The organism is Streptomyces sp. NPDC060205, from assembly GCF_042728395.1.
Classification (GTDB): domain Bacteria; phylum Actinomycetota; class Actinomycetes; order Streptomycetales; family Streptomycetaceae; genus Streptomyces.
Window position 1 is genome coordinate 15,347 of sequence record NZ_JBHWZP010000038.1, and the last position, 14,493, is coordinate 29,839.

Annotated in this window: 12 protein-coding genes; 9 read left to right on the forward strand and 3 right to left on the reverse strand. The window is 71.0% G+C overall.

Annotation, left to right across the window (positions count from 1 at the left end):
• The first annotated feature begins 39 nt into the window (after positions 1-39).
• Genes ACFWGJ_RS09665 through ACFWGJ_RS09700 form a run of 8 tightly spaced genes read left to right on the forward strand, consistent with a single transcriptional unit; the run spans position 40 to position 8,979 of the window.
• Positions 40-960, forward strand: coding sequence for a transporter substrate-binding domain-containing protein (locus ACFWGJ_RS09665; RefSeq protein WP_366784296.1), 921 nt, complete (start codon positions 40-42; stop codon positions 958-960).
• Positions 961-963: 3 nt separating this feature from the next.
• Positions 964-1,899, forward strand: a complete 936-nt coding sequence (locus tag ACFWGJ_RS09670; protein WP_387322212.1) for an amino acid ABC transporter permease — start codon at positions 964-966, stop codon at positions 1,897-1,899.
• Positions 1,896-2,726 carry an amino acid ABC transporter ATP-binding protein gene (locus ACFWGJ_RS09675; protein ID WP_387322213.1) on the forward strand — a complete coding sequence of 277 codons (831 nt, stop codon included), beginning with the start codon at positions 1,896-1,898 and terminating at the stop codon, positions 2,724-2,726. The genes ACFWGJ_RS09670 and ACFWGJ_RS09675 overlap by 4 nt, the downstream gene beginning before the upstream one ends.
• The gene (locus ACFWGJ_RS09680) at positions 2,723-3,868 is read left to right on the forward strand and encodes a CapA family protein (protein ID WP_387322215.1); all 1,146 of its coding nucleotides are present in this window, start codon (positions 2,723-2,725) and stop codon (positions 3,866-3,868) included. The genes ACFWGJ_RS09675 and ACFWGJ_RS09680 overlap by 4 nt, the downstream gene beginning before the upstream one ends.
• A complete protein-coding gene (locus ACFWGJ_RS09685; protein ID WP_387322216.1) occupies positions 3,865-5,103 on the forward strand; it encodes a CaiB/BaiF CoA transferase family protein in 1,239 nt (412 codons plus the stop codon). The genes ACFWGJ_RS09680 and ACFWGJ_RS09685 overlap by 4 nt, the downstream gene beginning before the upstream one ends.
• 36 nt (positions 5,104-5,139) lie before the next feature.
• Positions 5,140-6,261 (forward strand): 2-hydroxyacyl-CoA dehydratase, encoded by a 1,122-nt coding sequence (locus tag ACFWGJ_RS09690; protein ID WP_387322218.1) that lies wholly within the window; start codon positions 5,140-5,142, stop codon positions 6,259-6,261.
• Entirely contained in the window at positions 6,258-7,508 is a 1,251-nt protein-coding gene (locus ACFWGJ_RS09695; RefSeq protein WP_387322220.1) for a 2-hydroxyacyl-CoA dehydratase, read from the forward strand. Before ACFWGJ_RS09690 ends, ACFWGJ_RS09695 begins: the two co-directional genes overlap by 4 nt.
• Positions 7,509-7,521: 13 nt before the next feature.
• Entirely contained in the window at positions 7,522-8,979 is a 1,458-nt protein-coding gene (locus ACFWGJ_RS09700) for an MDR family MFS transporter (RefSeq protein ID WP_387322250.1), read from the forward strand.
• 854 nt (positions 8,980-9,833) lie between these two features.
• On the opposite strand, the gene ACFWGJ_RS09705 is transcribed toward ACFWGJ_RS09700, so the two are convergent.
• Genes ACFWGJ_RS09705 through ACFWGJ_RS09715 form a run of 3 tightly spaced genes read right to left on the reverse strand, consistent with a single transcriptional unit; the run spans position 9,834 to position 14,016 of the window.
• On the reverse strand, positions 9,834-11,234 hold the full coding sequence (locus tag ACFWGJ_RS09705) for a hypothetical protein (protein WP_387322221.1): 1,401 nt from the start codon (positions 11,232-11,234) through the stop codon (positions 9,834-9,836).
• A gap of 23 nt (positions 11,235-11,257) precedes the next feature.
• On the reverse strand, positions 11,258-13,039 hold the full coding sequence (locus ACFWGJ_RS09710) for a CocE/NonD family hydrolase (RefSeq protein ID WP_387322223.1): 1,782 nt from the start codon (positions 13,037-13,039) through the stop codon (positions 11,258-11,260).
• Positions 13,036-14,016, reverse strand: coding sequence for a hypothetical protein (locus ACFWGJ_RS09715; protein ID WP_387322225.1), 981 nt, complete (start codon positions 14,014-14,016; stop codon positions 13,036-13,038). The genes ACFWGJ_RS09710 and ACFWGJ_RS09715 overlap by 4 nt, the downstream gene beginning before the upstream one ends.
• A gap of 73 nt (positions 14,017-14,089) precedes the next feature.
• Here ACFWGJ_RS09715 and ACFWGJ_RS09720 point away from each other — a divergent pair, with 73 nt between their 5' ends.
• A complete protein-coding gene (locus tag ACFWGJ_RS09720; protein WP_387322226.1) occupies positions 14,090-14,278 on the forward strand; it encodes a type I-E CRISPR-associated protein Cas6/Cse3/CasE in 189 nt (62 codons plus the stop codon).
• The last annotated feature ends 215 nt before the right edge of the window (positions 14,279-14,493 follow it).

Sequence of the window (14,493 nt, forward strand, 5' to 3'; positions counted from 1 at the left end):
CAATGACGCGGATCTCACTTCATGCAAGGGAACACCTTCATGTACGACTCTCGATCCCCCAGACGGTGGCGAACCGGCACGTTGTCCGCCGCACTCGTGGGCGTGCTGACCCTGGCGGGCTGCGGCGCGTCGGACGAGGAAGGCGCGAGGACTCCGTCCCTGGACGCGGTGCCCGCTCTGCACGACGCCCTCCCGAAATCCGTCAAGGACTCCGGCGTACTGCGCTTCGCGGGCGACTCCCACCCGCCCTTCCGCTCGGTGGCCGCCGACGGCTCCGTGACCGGCATCGACGCCGACCTCCAGGAAGCTCTCGGCCAGGTGCTCGGCGTACGCACCGAAGTCAAGATCGTGAACAACCTCCCGGCGGCGCTGCAGGGCATGCTCAGCGGCCGCTACGAGGCGTTCAACGGTCCCGTCCAGGCCACCGCCGAGCGGGAGCGCCAGTTCGACACCATCACCTGGATGACCAGCCGCACCTCCTACGTCCTGCCGAAGTCGTCGAAGGCCGGTGTCGCCTCGGCCGACGATCTGTGCGGCAAGAAGGTCGCCGTGGTCAAGTCCAGCGTCGTGGAGGGGCAGCTCAAGAAGCTGTCCGCCTACTGCACCGAGAAGGGCGACAGGGCCACGACGGCGATCGGCCTGGACGACACCAACGCCACCCTGCTCGCCGCGCAGTCCGGCCGCGCCGACGCCGCCGGGATGACCCAGGCCGCCGCCATCGACGTCACCGACGCCCAGAAGGACAAGTACACCTACGTCACGCAGACCGAGGCACAGGGTGCCACCACCGACCACCTCGCCCTGCTCGTGCCCAAGGACAGCGGGCTCGGCCCGGTGCTCCAGAAGGCCTTCCAGGAAATCGTCGACGACGGTGAGTACCAGCGCGTGATGAAGCACTGGGGACTCACCGACGTCATGGTCGACGAGCCCGTGCTCAACATCGCCGGCAAAGAGGGCTGAACCGTGCCCGGATCCCTTTCCCTGACCGACCGGCCCACCGGCCCCACCGGCACCGAGGCCGACGACGTCGCCCGCTCCACGCGACGCGTACGCCCGTGGCGGGTGGTGGCCGGCGTACTCCTGGCTCTCGTCGCCGTCCTGCTCGTACGGTTCCTGGTGACCAACGAACGCCTCGAATGGGACGTCGTCGGCGCATACCTCTTCGACCCCTCGGTCCTTTCCGGCCTCGGCACCAGTGTCTGGCTCGCCCTCGCCGCCACCGTCATCGGTGCGGTCGTCGGAGCGCTGCTCGCCGCAGCCCAGCTCTCGGACTTCGCTCCGGTCCGCTGGGCCGCCACCCTCTACATCGGGGTCTTTCGCGGCATCCCACCGCTGGTGCAGCTCATCTTCTGGTTCAACCTGGCCTACCTGCTGCCGCGGATCTCGGTCGGCATCCCCTTCGGCCCGGAGTTCGCCTCCTGGGACGCCAACGATGTGATCACCCCCGTGACGGCCGCCGTGATCGGCCTGTCCCTGGTGGAGTCCGCGTACATGGCGGAGATCATCCGAGGCGGTCTGCTGGGCGTGGAGCAGGGCCAGCGCGATGCTGCCCGAGCCATGGGCCTCACACCCTCGCAGACCTTCTTCCGCGTGGTGCTGCCGCAGGCGATGAGGGTGATCATCCCGCCGGGCGGCAGTCAGTTCATCAGTGTCCTGAAGGGCACCGCCCTGGTCTCGGTGATCGCCATGGCCGACCTGCTCCACTCGGTCCAGGTCATCTACAACCGCACCTACGAGATCGTCCCCCTGCTCATCGTGGCCTGCCTCTGGTACCTCGCCGTGGTCACCCTGTTCACCTTCGGACAGCGCTGGCTGGAGCGGCACTTCTCCCGCGGCCACACCACAGGCGGCGGCCGTGTCCGCCGGCCCAAGCACACCCCCGACGGAGCGACCGCATGACCGGTGAGCCCGCCCTGCGCGTGCGGGGCATACGCAAGAACTTCGGCGACCGTGCCGCCCTCGACGGCGTCGACCTCGATGTCGCCGACGGGGAGGTCGTCACCGTCATCGGCCCCTCCGGCTCGGGCAAGTCGACCCTGATCCGCTGTGTGCACCAGTTGGAGACCATCGACTCCGGAGCCATCTACCTGGACGACGAACTGCTCGGCCACGAACGGCACCGGGGCGGCCTGCGGCCGCTCAACGCCCGCCGCGTCGCCGCCCAGCGCAGCCGAATGTCCATGGTCTTCCAGCAGTTCCACCTCATCCCTCACTTCACGGTGCTGCGCAACATCACTGAGGCCCCGGTACGGGTCCACGGCCGCTCCCGCGCCGACGCCGAGAGTCAGGCGCGCGAACTGCTGGAACGGGTCGGCCTCGGCGACCGCGCCGACCACTACCCGCGCCAGCTCTCCGGCGGCCAGCAGCAACGCGTCGCCATCGCCCGGGCCGTCGCCGCCCGCCCGCGCGTCATGCTCTTCGACGAACCCACCAGCGCCCTCGACCCGGAACTGGTCGACGAGGTCCTCGGCGTGATGCGGCAGCTCGCCGCCGAGGGCATGACCATGGTCGTCGTCACCCACGAGATCGCCTTCGCCCGCGAGGTCGCCGACCGCTGCGTCTTCATGGAGGCCGGCCGCATCGTGGAGAGCGGCCCGCCCGACGAGATGCTCACCGCCCCGCGCACGGCCCGCCTGCGCACCTTCCTCGCCCGGCACCGCGAAGCGCAGCAGCGCGAAGAGCCGCCCCTCGACAGCGTCCCCATCGCACAGGAGAACGTCTCTTGATCACCGTAGCCTCGGTCGGGGACCTCATCCTCGACGAACCCGACCCCGCCTCCTACCTGGCGCCCGCCGCGGCCCTGCTCAAGACCGCCGACGTCACCGTCGGCCACGTCGAGGTACCCCACTCGACCACCACGGTCCAGCAGAGCACCGACGTTCCCGCGCCCCCGGCCGACCCGGCGGCGCTGACCGCGCTCGCCGACGCCGGCTTCGATGTCGTCACCCTCGCCGGCAACCACATCCACGACGCGGGCTCCGAAGGCGTCGCCGACACCGTCGCCCACGCCCGCGCCGCCGGACTGGTGCCCGTCGGCGCCGGTGCGAACCTGGCCGAGGCCAGGACCCCCGCCGTCGTCGAACGCGGCGGCCTGCGTATCGGCGTCCTCTCCTACAACTGCGTGGGCCCGCGGGAGTCCTGGGCCACCTCGGGCAAGGCGGGCTGCGCCTACGTCCATGTCCTCACCCACTACGAACTCGACCACGCCAGCCCCGGCGGCCCACCGAAGATCTACACCTTCGCCGCTCCCGAGAGCCTCGCCGCGCTCGAAGCGGACGTGGCCCGGCTGCGCGAGAGGGCCGACGTCGTCCTCGTCGGACTCCACAAGGGAGTCGGACACACCCCGGCGGCCGTCGCGATGTACGAGTCACCGGTGGCCCGCGCCGCCATCGACGCCGGCGCAGACGCCGTCTTCGGACACCACGCCCACATCATGCGGGGCATCGAGACCTACCGCGGCCGGCCGATCTTCCACGGCCTCGGCAACTTCGTCACCGTCACCCGCGCCCTGACCCCCGAGGCGAACAGCCGCTCCAGCGCCGAACTGACCGCCTGGGCCCGCCGCCGCACGGAACTGTACGGTTTCGCCCCCGACCCCCGCATGCCCGCCTACCCCTTCCACCCCGAGAGCCGCAACACCGCGATCGCCGTGTGCCGCTTCGACGGCGAAGGGCGGCTGGTCGAGGCCGGCTTCGAACCCTGCTGGATCGACGACCAAGGGCGCCCGGTGCCCTGCGGCGACACCGAGGAGGGCCGGCGCGTCACCGACTACGTCGAGGACATCACCCGCCGGGCGGGCCTCAACGGCCGGTTCGTCCGCAAGGACGGCCGCGCAATGATCCAGCTCACCACCGAAAGGGCATCATGAGCGACCAGCCACTGGCCGGGCGGACCGTCATCGACCTGACGACCGCGCTCGCCGGTCCCTACGCGACCCTGCTCCTCGCGGGACTCGGCGCCACCGTCATCAAGGTGGAGAACCCGGCGACCGGCGGCGACTCCTCGCGCAACAACGCTCCCTACGTGGGCGCCGACGGACTCTCCCTGTCCCGCCAGGAAACCGACGACATGTCCGTGTCCATGCTCGCCCGGGGCCGCAACAAGCTCAGTGTCACCCTCAACCTCAAGGACAAGCGCTCCCAGCGGGTCTTCGCCGACCTGGTGCGCGACGCCGACATCCTCGTGGAGAACTACAGCCCCGGCGTCACCGGCCGACTCGGCATCGACTACGCCGCCGTCCACGAACTCAACCCACGGCTGGTCTACACCACGATCACCGGGTTCGGCAGCCAGGGCGGCCCAGGCTCCGGCAAGGCGATGGACTCCATCATCCAGGCGCTGTCCGGCGTCATGCTCACCGCCGGCGAACCCGACGAGGGACCGGTCCGCTTCGGCCTGCCCGTCGGCGACATGCTCGCCCCGCTCTTCGCCGTCATCGGCACCCTCTCCGCGCTCATGCAGGCCGACCAGAGCGGCGAGGGCCAGCACGTCGACGTCTCCATGCTGGGCGCACTCACCTCACTGGTGGCGTGCGAGCCCTTCGACGCCTTCGCCGCGGTCGGCATGCAGCAGCGCACCGGCGCGATGGTGCCCCGCCTGGCGCCCTTCGGCATCCTGCCGACCACCGACGGACACCTCGCCCTGTCCGCGCCCACCGACACCTTCGCGCACGGCGTGCTCCGGGCCATCGGCCGTCCCGACCTGACCGACGACACCCGCTTCCACAGCCGCGACCAGCGGGTCCGCAACGCCGACGAGATCCACGCCCTGATACGGGAGTGGACGAGCGCCCGCACCACCGAGGAGGCGCTGCGCCTGTTCACCGCCGAGGGCGTACCCGCGGCCGAGGTGCGCGACCCCCGCGAAGCCGTACGCGACCCCCTGGTGCAGGCACGCGAAGAGGTCGTGCCGGTGACCCACCCCGTCCACGGCACGGTCGAGGGACTGGCCACCACCGGCGTCCCCATCCGGTTCTCCGCCGCCCGGGCCGGGTTCGACCGGCCCGCCCCCGCACTCGGCGAACACAACGACGAGGTCTACCGGGACAAGCTCGGCTACAGCGCGGACGACCTCGCCGAACTCGCCGCCGAATCGGTGATCTGACCCGCGCCGCACCCCGCACCACCTGGAGGAACCGTCATGTCCGCTGCCCTGGCGCAGCTCATCTCCCACGGCAGCGGCCGCACCGCCGGTGACCGCGGACCCCGCCGCGGCCCGGTGGTCGGGTACGTCGGCGCCGACGTACCCGTGGAGTACCTCACCGCCGCCGGGCTGCTGCCCCTGCGGCTGACCGGAGACCCGGACACGCCGAGCACGACCGGCGACCGCTACCTCGGCACCGGCCTCGACCCCGCTGCCCGCTCGGTCCTCACCCGTCTCCTCGACGCCGACTACGGACCCCTGGAAGGCATTGTCGTCTCCCGGGACTGCGAGGCCTCCTCCCGCCTGTTCTACGCGCTGCGCGAACTGCGCCGCGTCGAGCCGTTCCTGGCGCTCCCGCCGGTCCACCTCGTCGACGTACTCCACCTGCCGCACCGCACCACCACCCGCTACGTCCGCGCCAAGTTCGCCCAGTTCAGGGCCGTCACCGAGACCTGGGCCGGAAGCACCGTGGACGACACCGCGCTCGCCGAGGCGATCACCGCCCACGACCGGCTCAGAGACCTCCTCGCGCGGGTCACCGGTCTGCGCCGGAGCCACCCGGCCCGCCTCACCGGCACCCAGGCGCTGACCGTCGTCGCCGCGACGACGACACTTCCCGTCGCCGTCGCGAGCGAACTGCTGGAACAACTGCTCGCCGAGGCAGACGAGTTGCCCGAGCACGAGGGGACGCGAGTGTTCCTCACCGGAAGCCCGCACGACACCGCCCACGTCTACCGCGCACTGGAGGAACTGGGCTTCTTGATCGTCGGCGAGGACCACGACCGGGGCGACCTGCTCCACCTGCGCCGCACCGGCACCCCCACCGAAGCGTCGCTCGCCGAGCGGTACCAGTACAACGGGCCCGCGGCGCCGCGTGCCGCGATCCGCACCCGCGCCGAGCACACCCGCCGCGAGGCCGCGGCCTGCGGCGCCGAAATCCTCGTCAGCTACGCCCGGGTACGTGACGACGCACCGCCCTGGGACTACGCGGCGCAGAAGGCCGCGACCGGCCTGCCGTCCGTCCTGCTCTCCCGGCAGCCCTACGGCGAACTCGACCAGGGGGCCGCCGAAACCCTCACGGCGCTGCGTGCGCGTACGCCCGCGGAGGCCGTCCGATGAGCGCCCGCCTGAACTCGGCGTCCGCGGCGACCACGTACCAGCGGGAATGGTTCGCCGGCCTGCGCCGGGAAGTGGCCGACGGCGCGCCGTTCGCACTGGTCAACGCCGACGCCCCGCAGGAGATCTTCCGCACCATGGGCATCCCGTACGCCGTCAACCAGTGGTGGTCATCGATCGTCACGGCCAAGCGGCGCGCTCAGGACTACCTCGCACTGCTGCGCGAGCGCGGCCTGCCCGACGACAGCGAGCAGTACAGCTCGATCCCGCTGGCCTCGGTCTTCGACCCGGACCCCGCGAACGCGCCCTGGGGCGGGCTGCCCCGGCCGTCGATCGTGCTCGCGGAGACCACCGGCGACACCTCGCGGAAGGTCTTCGACATCTGGGACGAGCAGCCCGGCGTCTCCTTCTACCCGCTGGAGAGCGCCGCCGAGAACGACGTCCCCACCCGCTGGTGGGAGCTGATGCCGCGCAACTGGGAGCAGGCGATCGGCAGCGACCGTCTCGACCTCATGACCGGCGAACTCGAAGGGCTCATCCGCTTTTTGGAACAGACCACCGGCCGTACCTTCTCCGAGACCCGCTTCGCCGAGGTCATGGACCTCGTCAACGAACAGCAGGAGTGGAATCGCCGCACCCGCGACCTGATCGCCCGGGCCCGCCCCTGCCCCCTGCCCGTCAACGACTCCATCCCCAGCGTGATGATCCCGCAGTGGCACCGGGGCACCGTCTGGGCCCGCGACGCCGCCCGCGCCTTCCACGACGAGGTGGCCGAGCGGGTGGCCGCGGGCACCGCGGTCTGCCCCGCCGAACGGACCCGCCTGATGTGGATCGGCCGCGGCCTCTGGTTCGACCTGGACTTCTACCGGCGTTTCGAGGAGAGCCACGGCGCGGTGTTCGTCTGGTCGATGTACCTAGCCATTGCCGCCGACGGCTACCTGCGCTACGGCGACGACCCGCTGCGCGCCCTCGCCGCCCGCTTCGCCGCCTTCTCCGACCAGCTCTACACCCCGCCCTGGTCGGCCGAGTGGTACGTCAAGGAGGCCCGGAGCCACGGAGTCGACGGCGTCGTGCACCTCGTGTCCGACGACGCGCGCGGCAGCTACTTCACCACCCGTGCGCTGGAGGCCGCCGGCATCCCCGTCCTGGAACTGCACGCCGACAACGTCGACGCGCGCGACGCCGGCCCGGAAGCTCTCACCCGCACCGTGGGCGACTGGCTCGACCAGCGTGTCCGCCCGGCCACCTGAACCGGTGCCGTCGATGCCGGCGGTGCTCTCCGGCGCCCTGGCCGCCCTCTTCGTCGGCTCCCTGACCAACACGATCGTCGGCATCGCCCTGCCGACGATCGCCGGTGAACTGGGCGGCCAGGCCCAGGTGCCGTGGGTGGCGAGCGCCGCACTGCTCACCATGACCGTGGCGACCCCGCTGTGGGGGAAGGCCGCCGACCGGCGCGGCCCGAGGGACCTGCTCCTCGCTGCGCTGGGGGTGTTCGTCGCCGGGTCCCTGCTGGCCGGGTGCGCGCCCACGATGGGCCTTCTGCTGGCGGGCCGCGCCGTGCAGGGCGCCGGGGCGGGCGGCATTCTCGCCCTCACCAACGCCCTCGTCGCCGGACTGGTTCCGGCACGCGAACGGGGCCTGTACACCGGCTGGTTCGGCGTGTCCTTCGGTACCGCCTCGGTGGCGGGACCACTCGTCGGAGGCCTGCTGGTGGGTGCTCCGGGACTCGGCTGGCGCTGGTGCTTCCTCGGCGTGATCCCCGTGGCCCTGGCCGCGGCCGCCCTCGTCCGCCTCGCACCCGCCCGTGTCCCCGCCGTGGCCCGCGGGGGCGTCGACCTGCTCGGTGGCGTCCTGCTCACGGTGGGCGCCTCCGGTGCCGTCGTCCTGCTGTCCGCGGGTGGCCGTGCCTGGCCGTGGCCGTCCTGGCCCACGGCCGTTCTCGCCGCCACCGTTCTCGCCGCGACGGTGGCCGGTGTGCTGTACGAGCGGCGTGCGGCCGACCCGATCCTGCCGCCGCGGCTCTTCCGCCACCGCGGCCTCACCGTGGCCTGCGCGACGAGCTTCCTCGTGGGCGCGGTCATGTTCGGCGGCGTCATCTACCTGCCGCAGTACCTCCAAGTGGTCCGCGGTCACGACGCCACCGCCGCAGGGCTCCTGATGCTCCCGCAGGTCGGCACGATGATCGTCGCCTCCGCCGTGTCCGGGCGGCTGATCAGCCGCACCGGACGCTGGAAGGTGTTCCCGGTCGTCGGCTGCGCCCTGGTGACGGCCGGAGCCGTGCTGCTGTCACCCCTCGCGCCGGACACCCCGGGGTGGTGGCTCGCCGGTGCGATGGCCGTCCTCGGCGTCGGCACCGGGCTGACCCAGCAGGTGCTGGTGCTCGTGGCGCAGAACGCCGTCGGGCCCACCGACGTGGGGACGGCGGGAGCGGCGGCCACCTTCAGTCGCACCCTGGGCGGCGCGGTCGGCGTGGCCGCGTTCGGCGCGATGCTCTCGGCCCGGCTGCGTGCCGGGATTCCGCCGGACCAGGACCCGGGTGAGCTGCTCGGCACGCCCGAGAAGGTCGCCGCCCTGCCGGCCCACCTCGCCGACACCGTACGTGCCACCTACACCGCCGGGCTTTCCTCGGTGTTCCTGCTGGCGGTGCCGCTGGCAATGGCGGCGCTCGTCGCGGTCCTGCTGGTGCGGGAGGATCCGCTCGGGGGAGGTGCTGACTCGTGAGATGGGAGATGCGGCCGGCCGGGGAGGACGGCCTTGGGTGTGTCCGTAGTGGTCGTTGGAGGCATGCGGCCAGGCCGGTCAGGCGGGGCGTCTGTCTGCCCGGTCCGCTGGCGCAGCCGCATGCAGCCTCTTCGCCGGCCGACACATCTGCCCAAGGCAGGAGCAGGCGGCTGGTCTGTGGGCCAGACAGCGGTGATCCCAGCCAGGCAAGAGGAGGCGAGGCCCGCCGCCGGAACATGACGGTGGCCTCCTTCTCGTCTGCGTGGATCTCCCTGTAGGCGAGACGGAAGTTGTCGACGGCGTTGCGAAGGCAGATGTAGCCGACACCGGAGCGGGTCTTGCGGCTGGCTGGGCAACTTCGACTCCTGCGGCCGCAGCCATCGGTGATGTTGCTGGGCTTCTCGATGCCGATGCGTACCAGCTTGCCAGGGCGGTCGCGCCCGTAACGGCGCATTCACGGCCTGTGGCCCGGTCGGATGGGACGGGCGGGCCAGCCTGTAGCGGGTCAGGACGCGGCGTACGGTGACCGGGCTCAGCCCCATGAGACGGGGCATGCGGGCCGGTCTCACCGACGCAGGAAGCGGGCCTTGACGGATCCTGTGTTCGATAGGGGGGTGCTCGCGGGTTCGTGTACGGGCGCGAGGACCAGTCGCTCAGGTCCGTCTCATTGAGTTCGCGGCGGGTGCGGCCCATCGCTGGGGTCGTGTCGGTGAAATCTGGAAGTGGTCGGCGGCCCGGCGGCCGGCCGCCGTCCACGATGCAGCGGGCCCGACACCGTCGTCCAGTCTCGGTCACGGGTGCATCGTGGCGGGGCCGTACGGGGAGGTCTCCTCGGTACGGCCCCGCTCTGCTGTTCAGCTTCCGAAGTAGGGACGGTTGAAGACGGCCGGCTGGTAGTGCACATAACGGCCGGGACCGTCCTGGGTCGACCTGGCGAGCCGGTTCAGGCCTTGCGGTGTGGTGCTCGCGGTCCAGTGGCCGGTTTTGAGACGCTCGGTCATGGCGGTGATCGCCGCGACCTGCTCCCCTGGCGTGAAGGTGCAGTGACCCACCGTGTTGACGTAACTCTGGCGCAGCAGCGCCCCGTTGCCCGTCTTGCGGACTGCCAGACCGTACGACTGCTGCTGAGCCACGGTGGAGATCTGGTCGCCGACCGGGTTGACGGTGAGGACCGGGATACGCAGGTCGCCGTCGAAGACGATGCCCTTTTCCAGGTATCGGACTGCGTCCGGATCGGCCGCGATCCTCGGCGCCCTGGCCAGGGTCCGCAGGTCGGCGCCGAGGTCGAGACCGGCGCGCGCGTACATCTTGCGCACCGTCCGCCGCTGTTCGGGCTTCGCCGCCGCGTACTGCTCCGCGTAGTCGACCCCGGTGTTCCACGACGGGTTGCCGCCCGCCAGCGTCTCGATGGACCGGCGGCTGCTCATCGCCTGCCCGATGTACGGCTGTTCGCCGCCGGCCAGTGCGAGGAACATTCCTTCCTGGACCGCGTCGACGTCGCCGGGGCGGGGCTTCGGCGTGGCCTTGCCGTCGGCGTCCAAACCCCAGTTGGGGAGCTGTCCGACGGCCGCGGCCAGCGCGATCCGAGCCCGTCCCCGGAGGGTTGCCTGCGCTTCGGTCAGCGCCGACACCCAGTCCTGGGTGGCCTGCCCGGTGTCGGCGGGCACACCGGTCACCGGCAGGGAACGACCGGGGAACAGCAGAGACTTGAGGGTAAAGACGGTGTCGAGCTTCTGGTTCCACTGCCCGACCGCGCCGCCGAGCCCTCCGCAGAAGGGGACCGCGGCGTCGAAGACGTCGGGGTGGACCTGGGCGGTGCCAGCCGAGACGAAACCGCCCATCGACCGGCCGGAGGCAACCGCCCAGCGGGGCGCGCCGACGGCGTCCTCGAACCGGTCCAGAGCCGCCGCCTGGTTGTCGATCGCGGCGGCGATGTTCCAGCCGGTGACCGTTCGGGCGGTGCCGCCGACCGCGTACCCGCGGTCGGTCAGCTCGCCGGTCAGCGGCTCGTCGGAGGCCCGGGTCGCGAAGTCCAGGTCGACGATGACCACACCGTTCCAGCGGTCGGGGACCACGAACCGGTACGGCGTGCCGTCGGCCAGCTCCCCACCGGTGCAGGTGACCTTACCGGGGGAGCCGGACGGACACGGTCCCGTGTCCCGGCCAGCGGCCGCGGCGGCCGGCGCCGCGAGCGCCGCCACTCCGGCCGCCGCCATGCTCACGGCGACGGTCCTGCGTACTCTTCCTGGCGACATGGTATTCCTCTCCGGCCTGCTCATCAGCGCACGACCGGCAGGGTGATGGAGGACGGCTGCGCGGGCGTGCGCCGCACGGTGTAGATGGGGGCGGGGCTGGTCTCGGTGCGCGCGCTCTCGCGCACGTCGGCGCCGGTAACCGTCACCCGCAGCCGGTGCCCGGCCGGGACGACGGAGGACAACGGCAGCATGTCGAGCTCGACGCGCTGCGTCTTGCCGCCCTTCGGCATCGGTGCCGCGTCCCGCTCGTTGCTCCGGTGCCAGGGCGTGCCGAGCACGTCGTAGGGCGCGTGCTGCGTGGAGCGCAACGCCAGGCGGAGCCTGCCGTCGGTGAGGATGCGCACGGTGCCGTCCGGGGAGACGTCGGAGAGGTAGGCGAAGACGTTGCCGTCCGGGGCGGAGGAGGCCATCCGCAGCGAGACGACCGGATGCCCGGTCAGCTCGGTGTCCTTGCGCAGCGGTGTCGTGGTGTAGGTCAGCCCCTTCTCGTCCTGCGGGCAGGTTTGTTCCTGGTCGAGGGGGTCGGGGCAGCTCACCGAGTAGTCGACGGTGTATTCGTCGGCGCCGCCGTGACCGCGCGGCCTGGTGCCGGTGAGCGTGCCGTCGTTGAACGAGTCAACAGTGCCGGTCGAACCGCCGCCCAAGTAGTAACGGGTGCCCTTGGCACGTGGGTTCACCGGCCACTGCTCGGCATCGCGCCAGGTACCGGAACCCCCGGCGACTCCGGTGTAGTAGTGCACCGGCGGCTCCTCCATGACGCCGTTGTCGACGCCCTTGAGCCAGTGGTCGAAGAAGCGGTGGCGTTCGGCGACGATGTCGAACCCGTCGTACTCGCAGTGGTGCCACGGCCCGATGAGCACCTTGTTCGGGTTGGCCAGGGTGGCCGCGCTCACGAGGGTCTCCTTGCGGAAGTCGTCGTCCCAGCCGTCGAAGCTGTAGATCGGCACACCGGAGCGCTCGATGGCGTCCCGATACGTGGCCACGCTGTACTCGTTCCACGGGGCGGTACCGACCGCGTCGACCTGGCTGTCGCGGTAGGGGGCGGCCTTCCACATGTCCTTCAGAGACGTGTTGGCCCGGTGCTGCTCCACCGCTCGGTTCAGCAGCTCACCGTCGGTGTCCGCGTCGACCGGCAGGTTGCGCAGGTCCTCTTCGCGGGTACGGGTGGGCCCGACGCCCCAATTCGCCCGTATCCCGCCGCGGTTGAACGCGTCGTACTTGTGGAACGAGTAGTTGCCCGCGAAGACCGCCTTGAGGTGCGGCGAACCGGCGGTGGCCGCCTGCATTGCGGCGTCACCGGTGTTGGAACAGCCGAAGACCCCGATCTTCCCGTCGCTGAAGGACTGCTCCGCCAGCCAGTCCATGACGTCGTAGGCGTCGCGGGACTCCTGCCGGGAGTGGTAGCCGGTCATGGTGCCGAACGAGGCGCCGTTGCCGCGCCGGTCGACGAAGGCCACGACGTAGCCGTACTTGGTGAGTTCCGCCATGCCGCTGGTGACGCCGCGCAGGCTGACCGAGCCGTCGTCGGCGCGCGAGGCCCGGCTGAGCTGGTGCTCCCAGACCACCGGGAACGGGCGTTGGACCGGCTTCCCGTCGACGGCCGGCCGGTACAGGTCCACGGCCAGGCGCGTGCCGTCCCGCGTGGGCAGGTACTGCGAGGTGCGCACCCACTCGTCGTACAGGACGGGGGAGTATCCCGCGTACTCCCCGGGCCGGGAGACGCGCAGGTCGGTGTGGGCCGCGGCCGGGGTGGCGGCGGTGGCAGTCAGGAGCAGTGCCAGGAGGGTGATGACGATCCGCTTCACTGGTTCACCTTGTTGTCAGAGTTCTTGCCGAAGCCTTTGGAGGTGACGTCCCAGCCCTCTACCGCGCACAGACCGCAGTCCTCACCGAGGAAGTAGTGCCGGGCGGTGCGGTTGCCGTTGAGGGTGAAGTCGAGCCACTGCACGAGTACGGCGACCGCCTCCTCGTGGATGGTGCCGTCGGTTTCGCCCTCGCGCAGACCGCGCCAGAACCCGCTGTGACCGGCGTGGGCGTTACTCGCCCGCACTGCTGGGACGTCCGACAGGCGGTAGCTGACGTGACTGTTCTCGTAGGCTTTGTCTTCGACGCCGCCGTCGACGTAGAGCGTGGGCGTGTGCAGGTTCTCCAGTTCCTCGCGCCCGTAGCCAAGTGAGGCGTCTGCCTGGAACCCGCTGTTGAACGAGACGACGGTGCGGACCCGGGGGTCGGCACCTGCCACCAGAGCCTCGATGCCGCCGCAGGAGGTGCCGGCGACGGCCACACGCTTGGTGTCGATGCGGCCCCGCAACGGGCTCCCGGGCCGCCTGTTCTCCTTCTGCGCCCAGGTGATCCCATCGCGCAGGACCTCGGGGTGCGCGGTGCCGTCCTCGTCGCGGTCCGGCTCGTCGTAGGAGCCCACCGCCACGACCAGGAAGCCGTGGGCCGCGAGCAGGGTGTGCGCGCCGATGTAGGGGTTCGCCGATGGTCTGCACCCGCCGTTCCCGAAGACGACGACCGGCAGCCCTTCTGTTGCCCGTTCCGACAGGTCGGCTGGGCGGTACACGGTGTACGAGGAGGCGTACGCCTCCTCGTGCGCGGCGTCTTCGCGGACGACGGGGTGGAATTCATCGATAGCGGGCCGAGCCTTGCTGGCAGCGGCCGTAGGGGTGTTGCGCAGTGCGGTGGTGTCCGGCCGATTCAGCGCAGCACTGGTGGTGGCGGTGACGACCAGCGTGGTGGCCAGTGCGGTGAGCACAGGGGAGCGCACGGAACGTTTCACGGTCTTTGACCTCTCGTCGAACGTGGCATGCCCGCAACACGATGGTCGCGATATGATCCGATCGTCAATATAAGTGTCGCGTTTTCTTCGATCGAGTCGGTACGGGACACTCAAGAAACGCAGGACGCCCGAGACGCGAGGGAGTGTCGGCACACAATGGCCAACGCTGACGGTCACCGATCCTGCCGCTTTGGTCGACGCCATGACCCAGGGAGTCGGGTACGCGCGGGCGTACGGCTGCGGACTGCTGCTGGCCGGATAGGCGCCTGCGGAGCACGGAGCAGCGCGTGATGATCTCTCCGGAAGCAGTGGTTTGCCCTCAGCGCGGGATGTGGGGTGGGCTGCGGAGGAGGCTTCAGTTCGCGCCTGTTCGCGGGTTCGGTTGCGTCGGCCCGGCTCTCGGTGGTCGGATTGGGCGGGCTCGCGCGCCGGCGGGCAGACCCGCTGGGCGCACCCTTGTACGGGCGGTTGGTCTCG

Coding starts and splice junctions, on each gene's coding strand:
- ACFWGJ_RS09700 (WP_387322250.1), top strand. CDS start 7,522: ATGCCGGCGGTGCTCTCCGGCGCCCTGGCCGCCCTCTTCGTCGGCTCC.
- ACFWGJ_RS09685 (WP_387322216.1), top strand. CDS start 3,865: ATGAGCGACCAGCCACTGGCCGGGCGGACCGTCATCGACCTGACGACC.
- ACFWGJ_RS09705 (WP_387322221.1), bottom strand. CDS start 11,234: ATGTCGCCAGGAAGAGTACGCAGGACCGTCGCCGTGAGCATGGCGGCG.
- ACFWGJ_RS09675 (WP_387322213.1), top strand. CDS start 1,896: ATGACCGGTGAGCCCGCCCTGCGCGTGCGGGGCATACGCAAGAACTTC.
- ACFWGJ_RS09690 (WP_387322218.1), top strand. CDS start 5,140: ATGTCCGCTGCCCTGGCGCAGCTCATCTCCCACGGCAGCGGCCGCACC.
- ACFWGJ_RS09665 (WP_366784296.1), top strand. CDS start 40: ATGTACGACTCTCGATCCCCCAGACGGTGGCGAACCGGCACGTTGTCC.
- ACFWGJ_RS09695 (WP_387322220.1), top strand. CDS start 6,258: ATGAGCGCCCGCCTGAACTCGGCGTCCGCGGCGACCACGTACCAGCGG.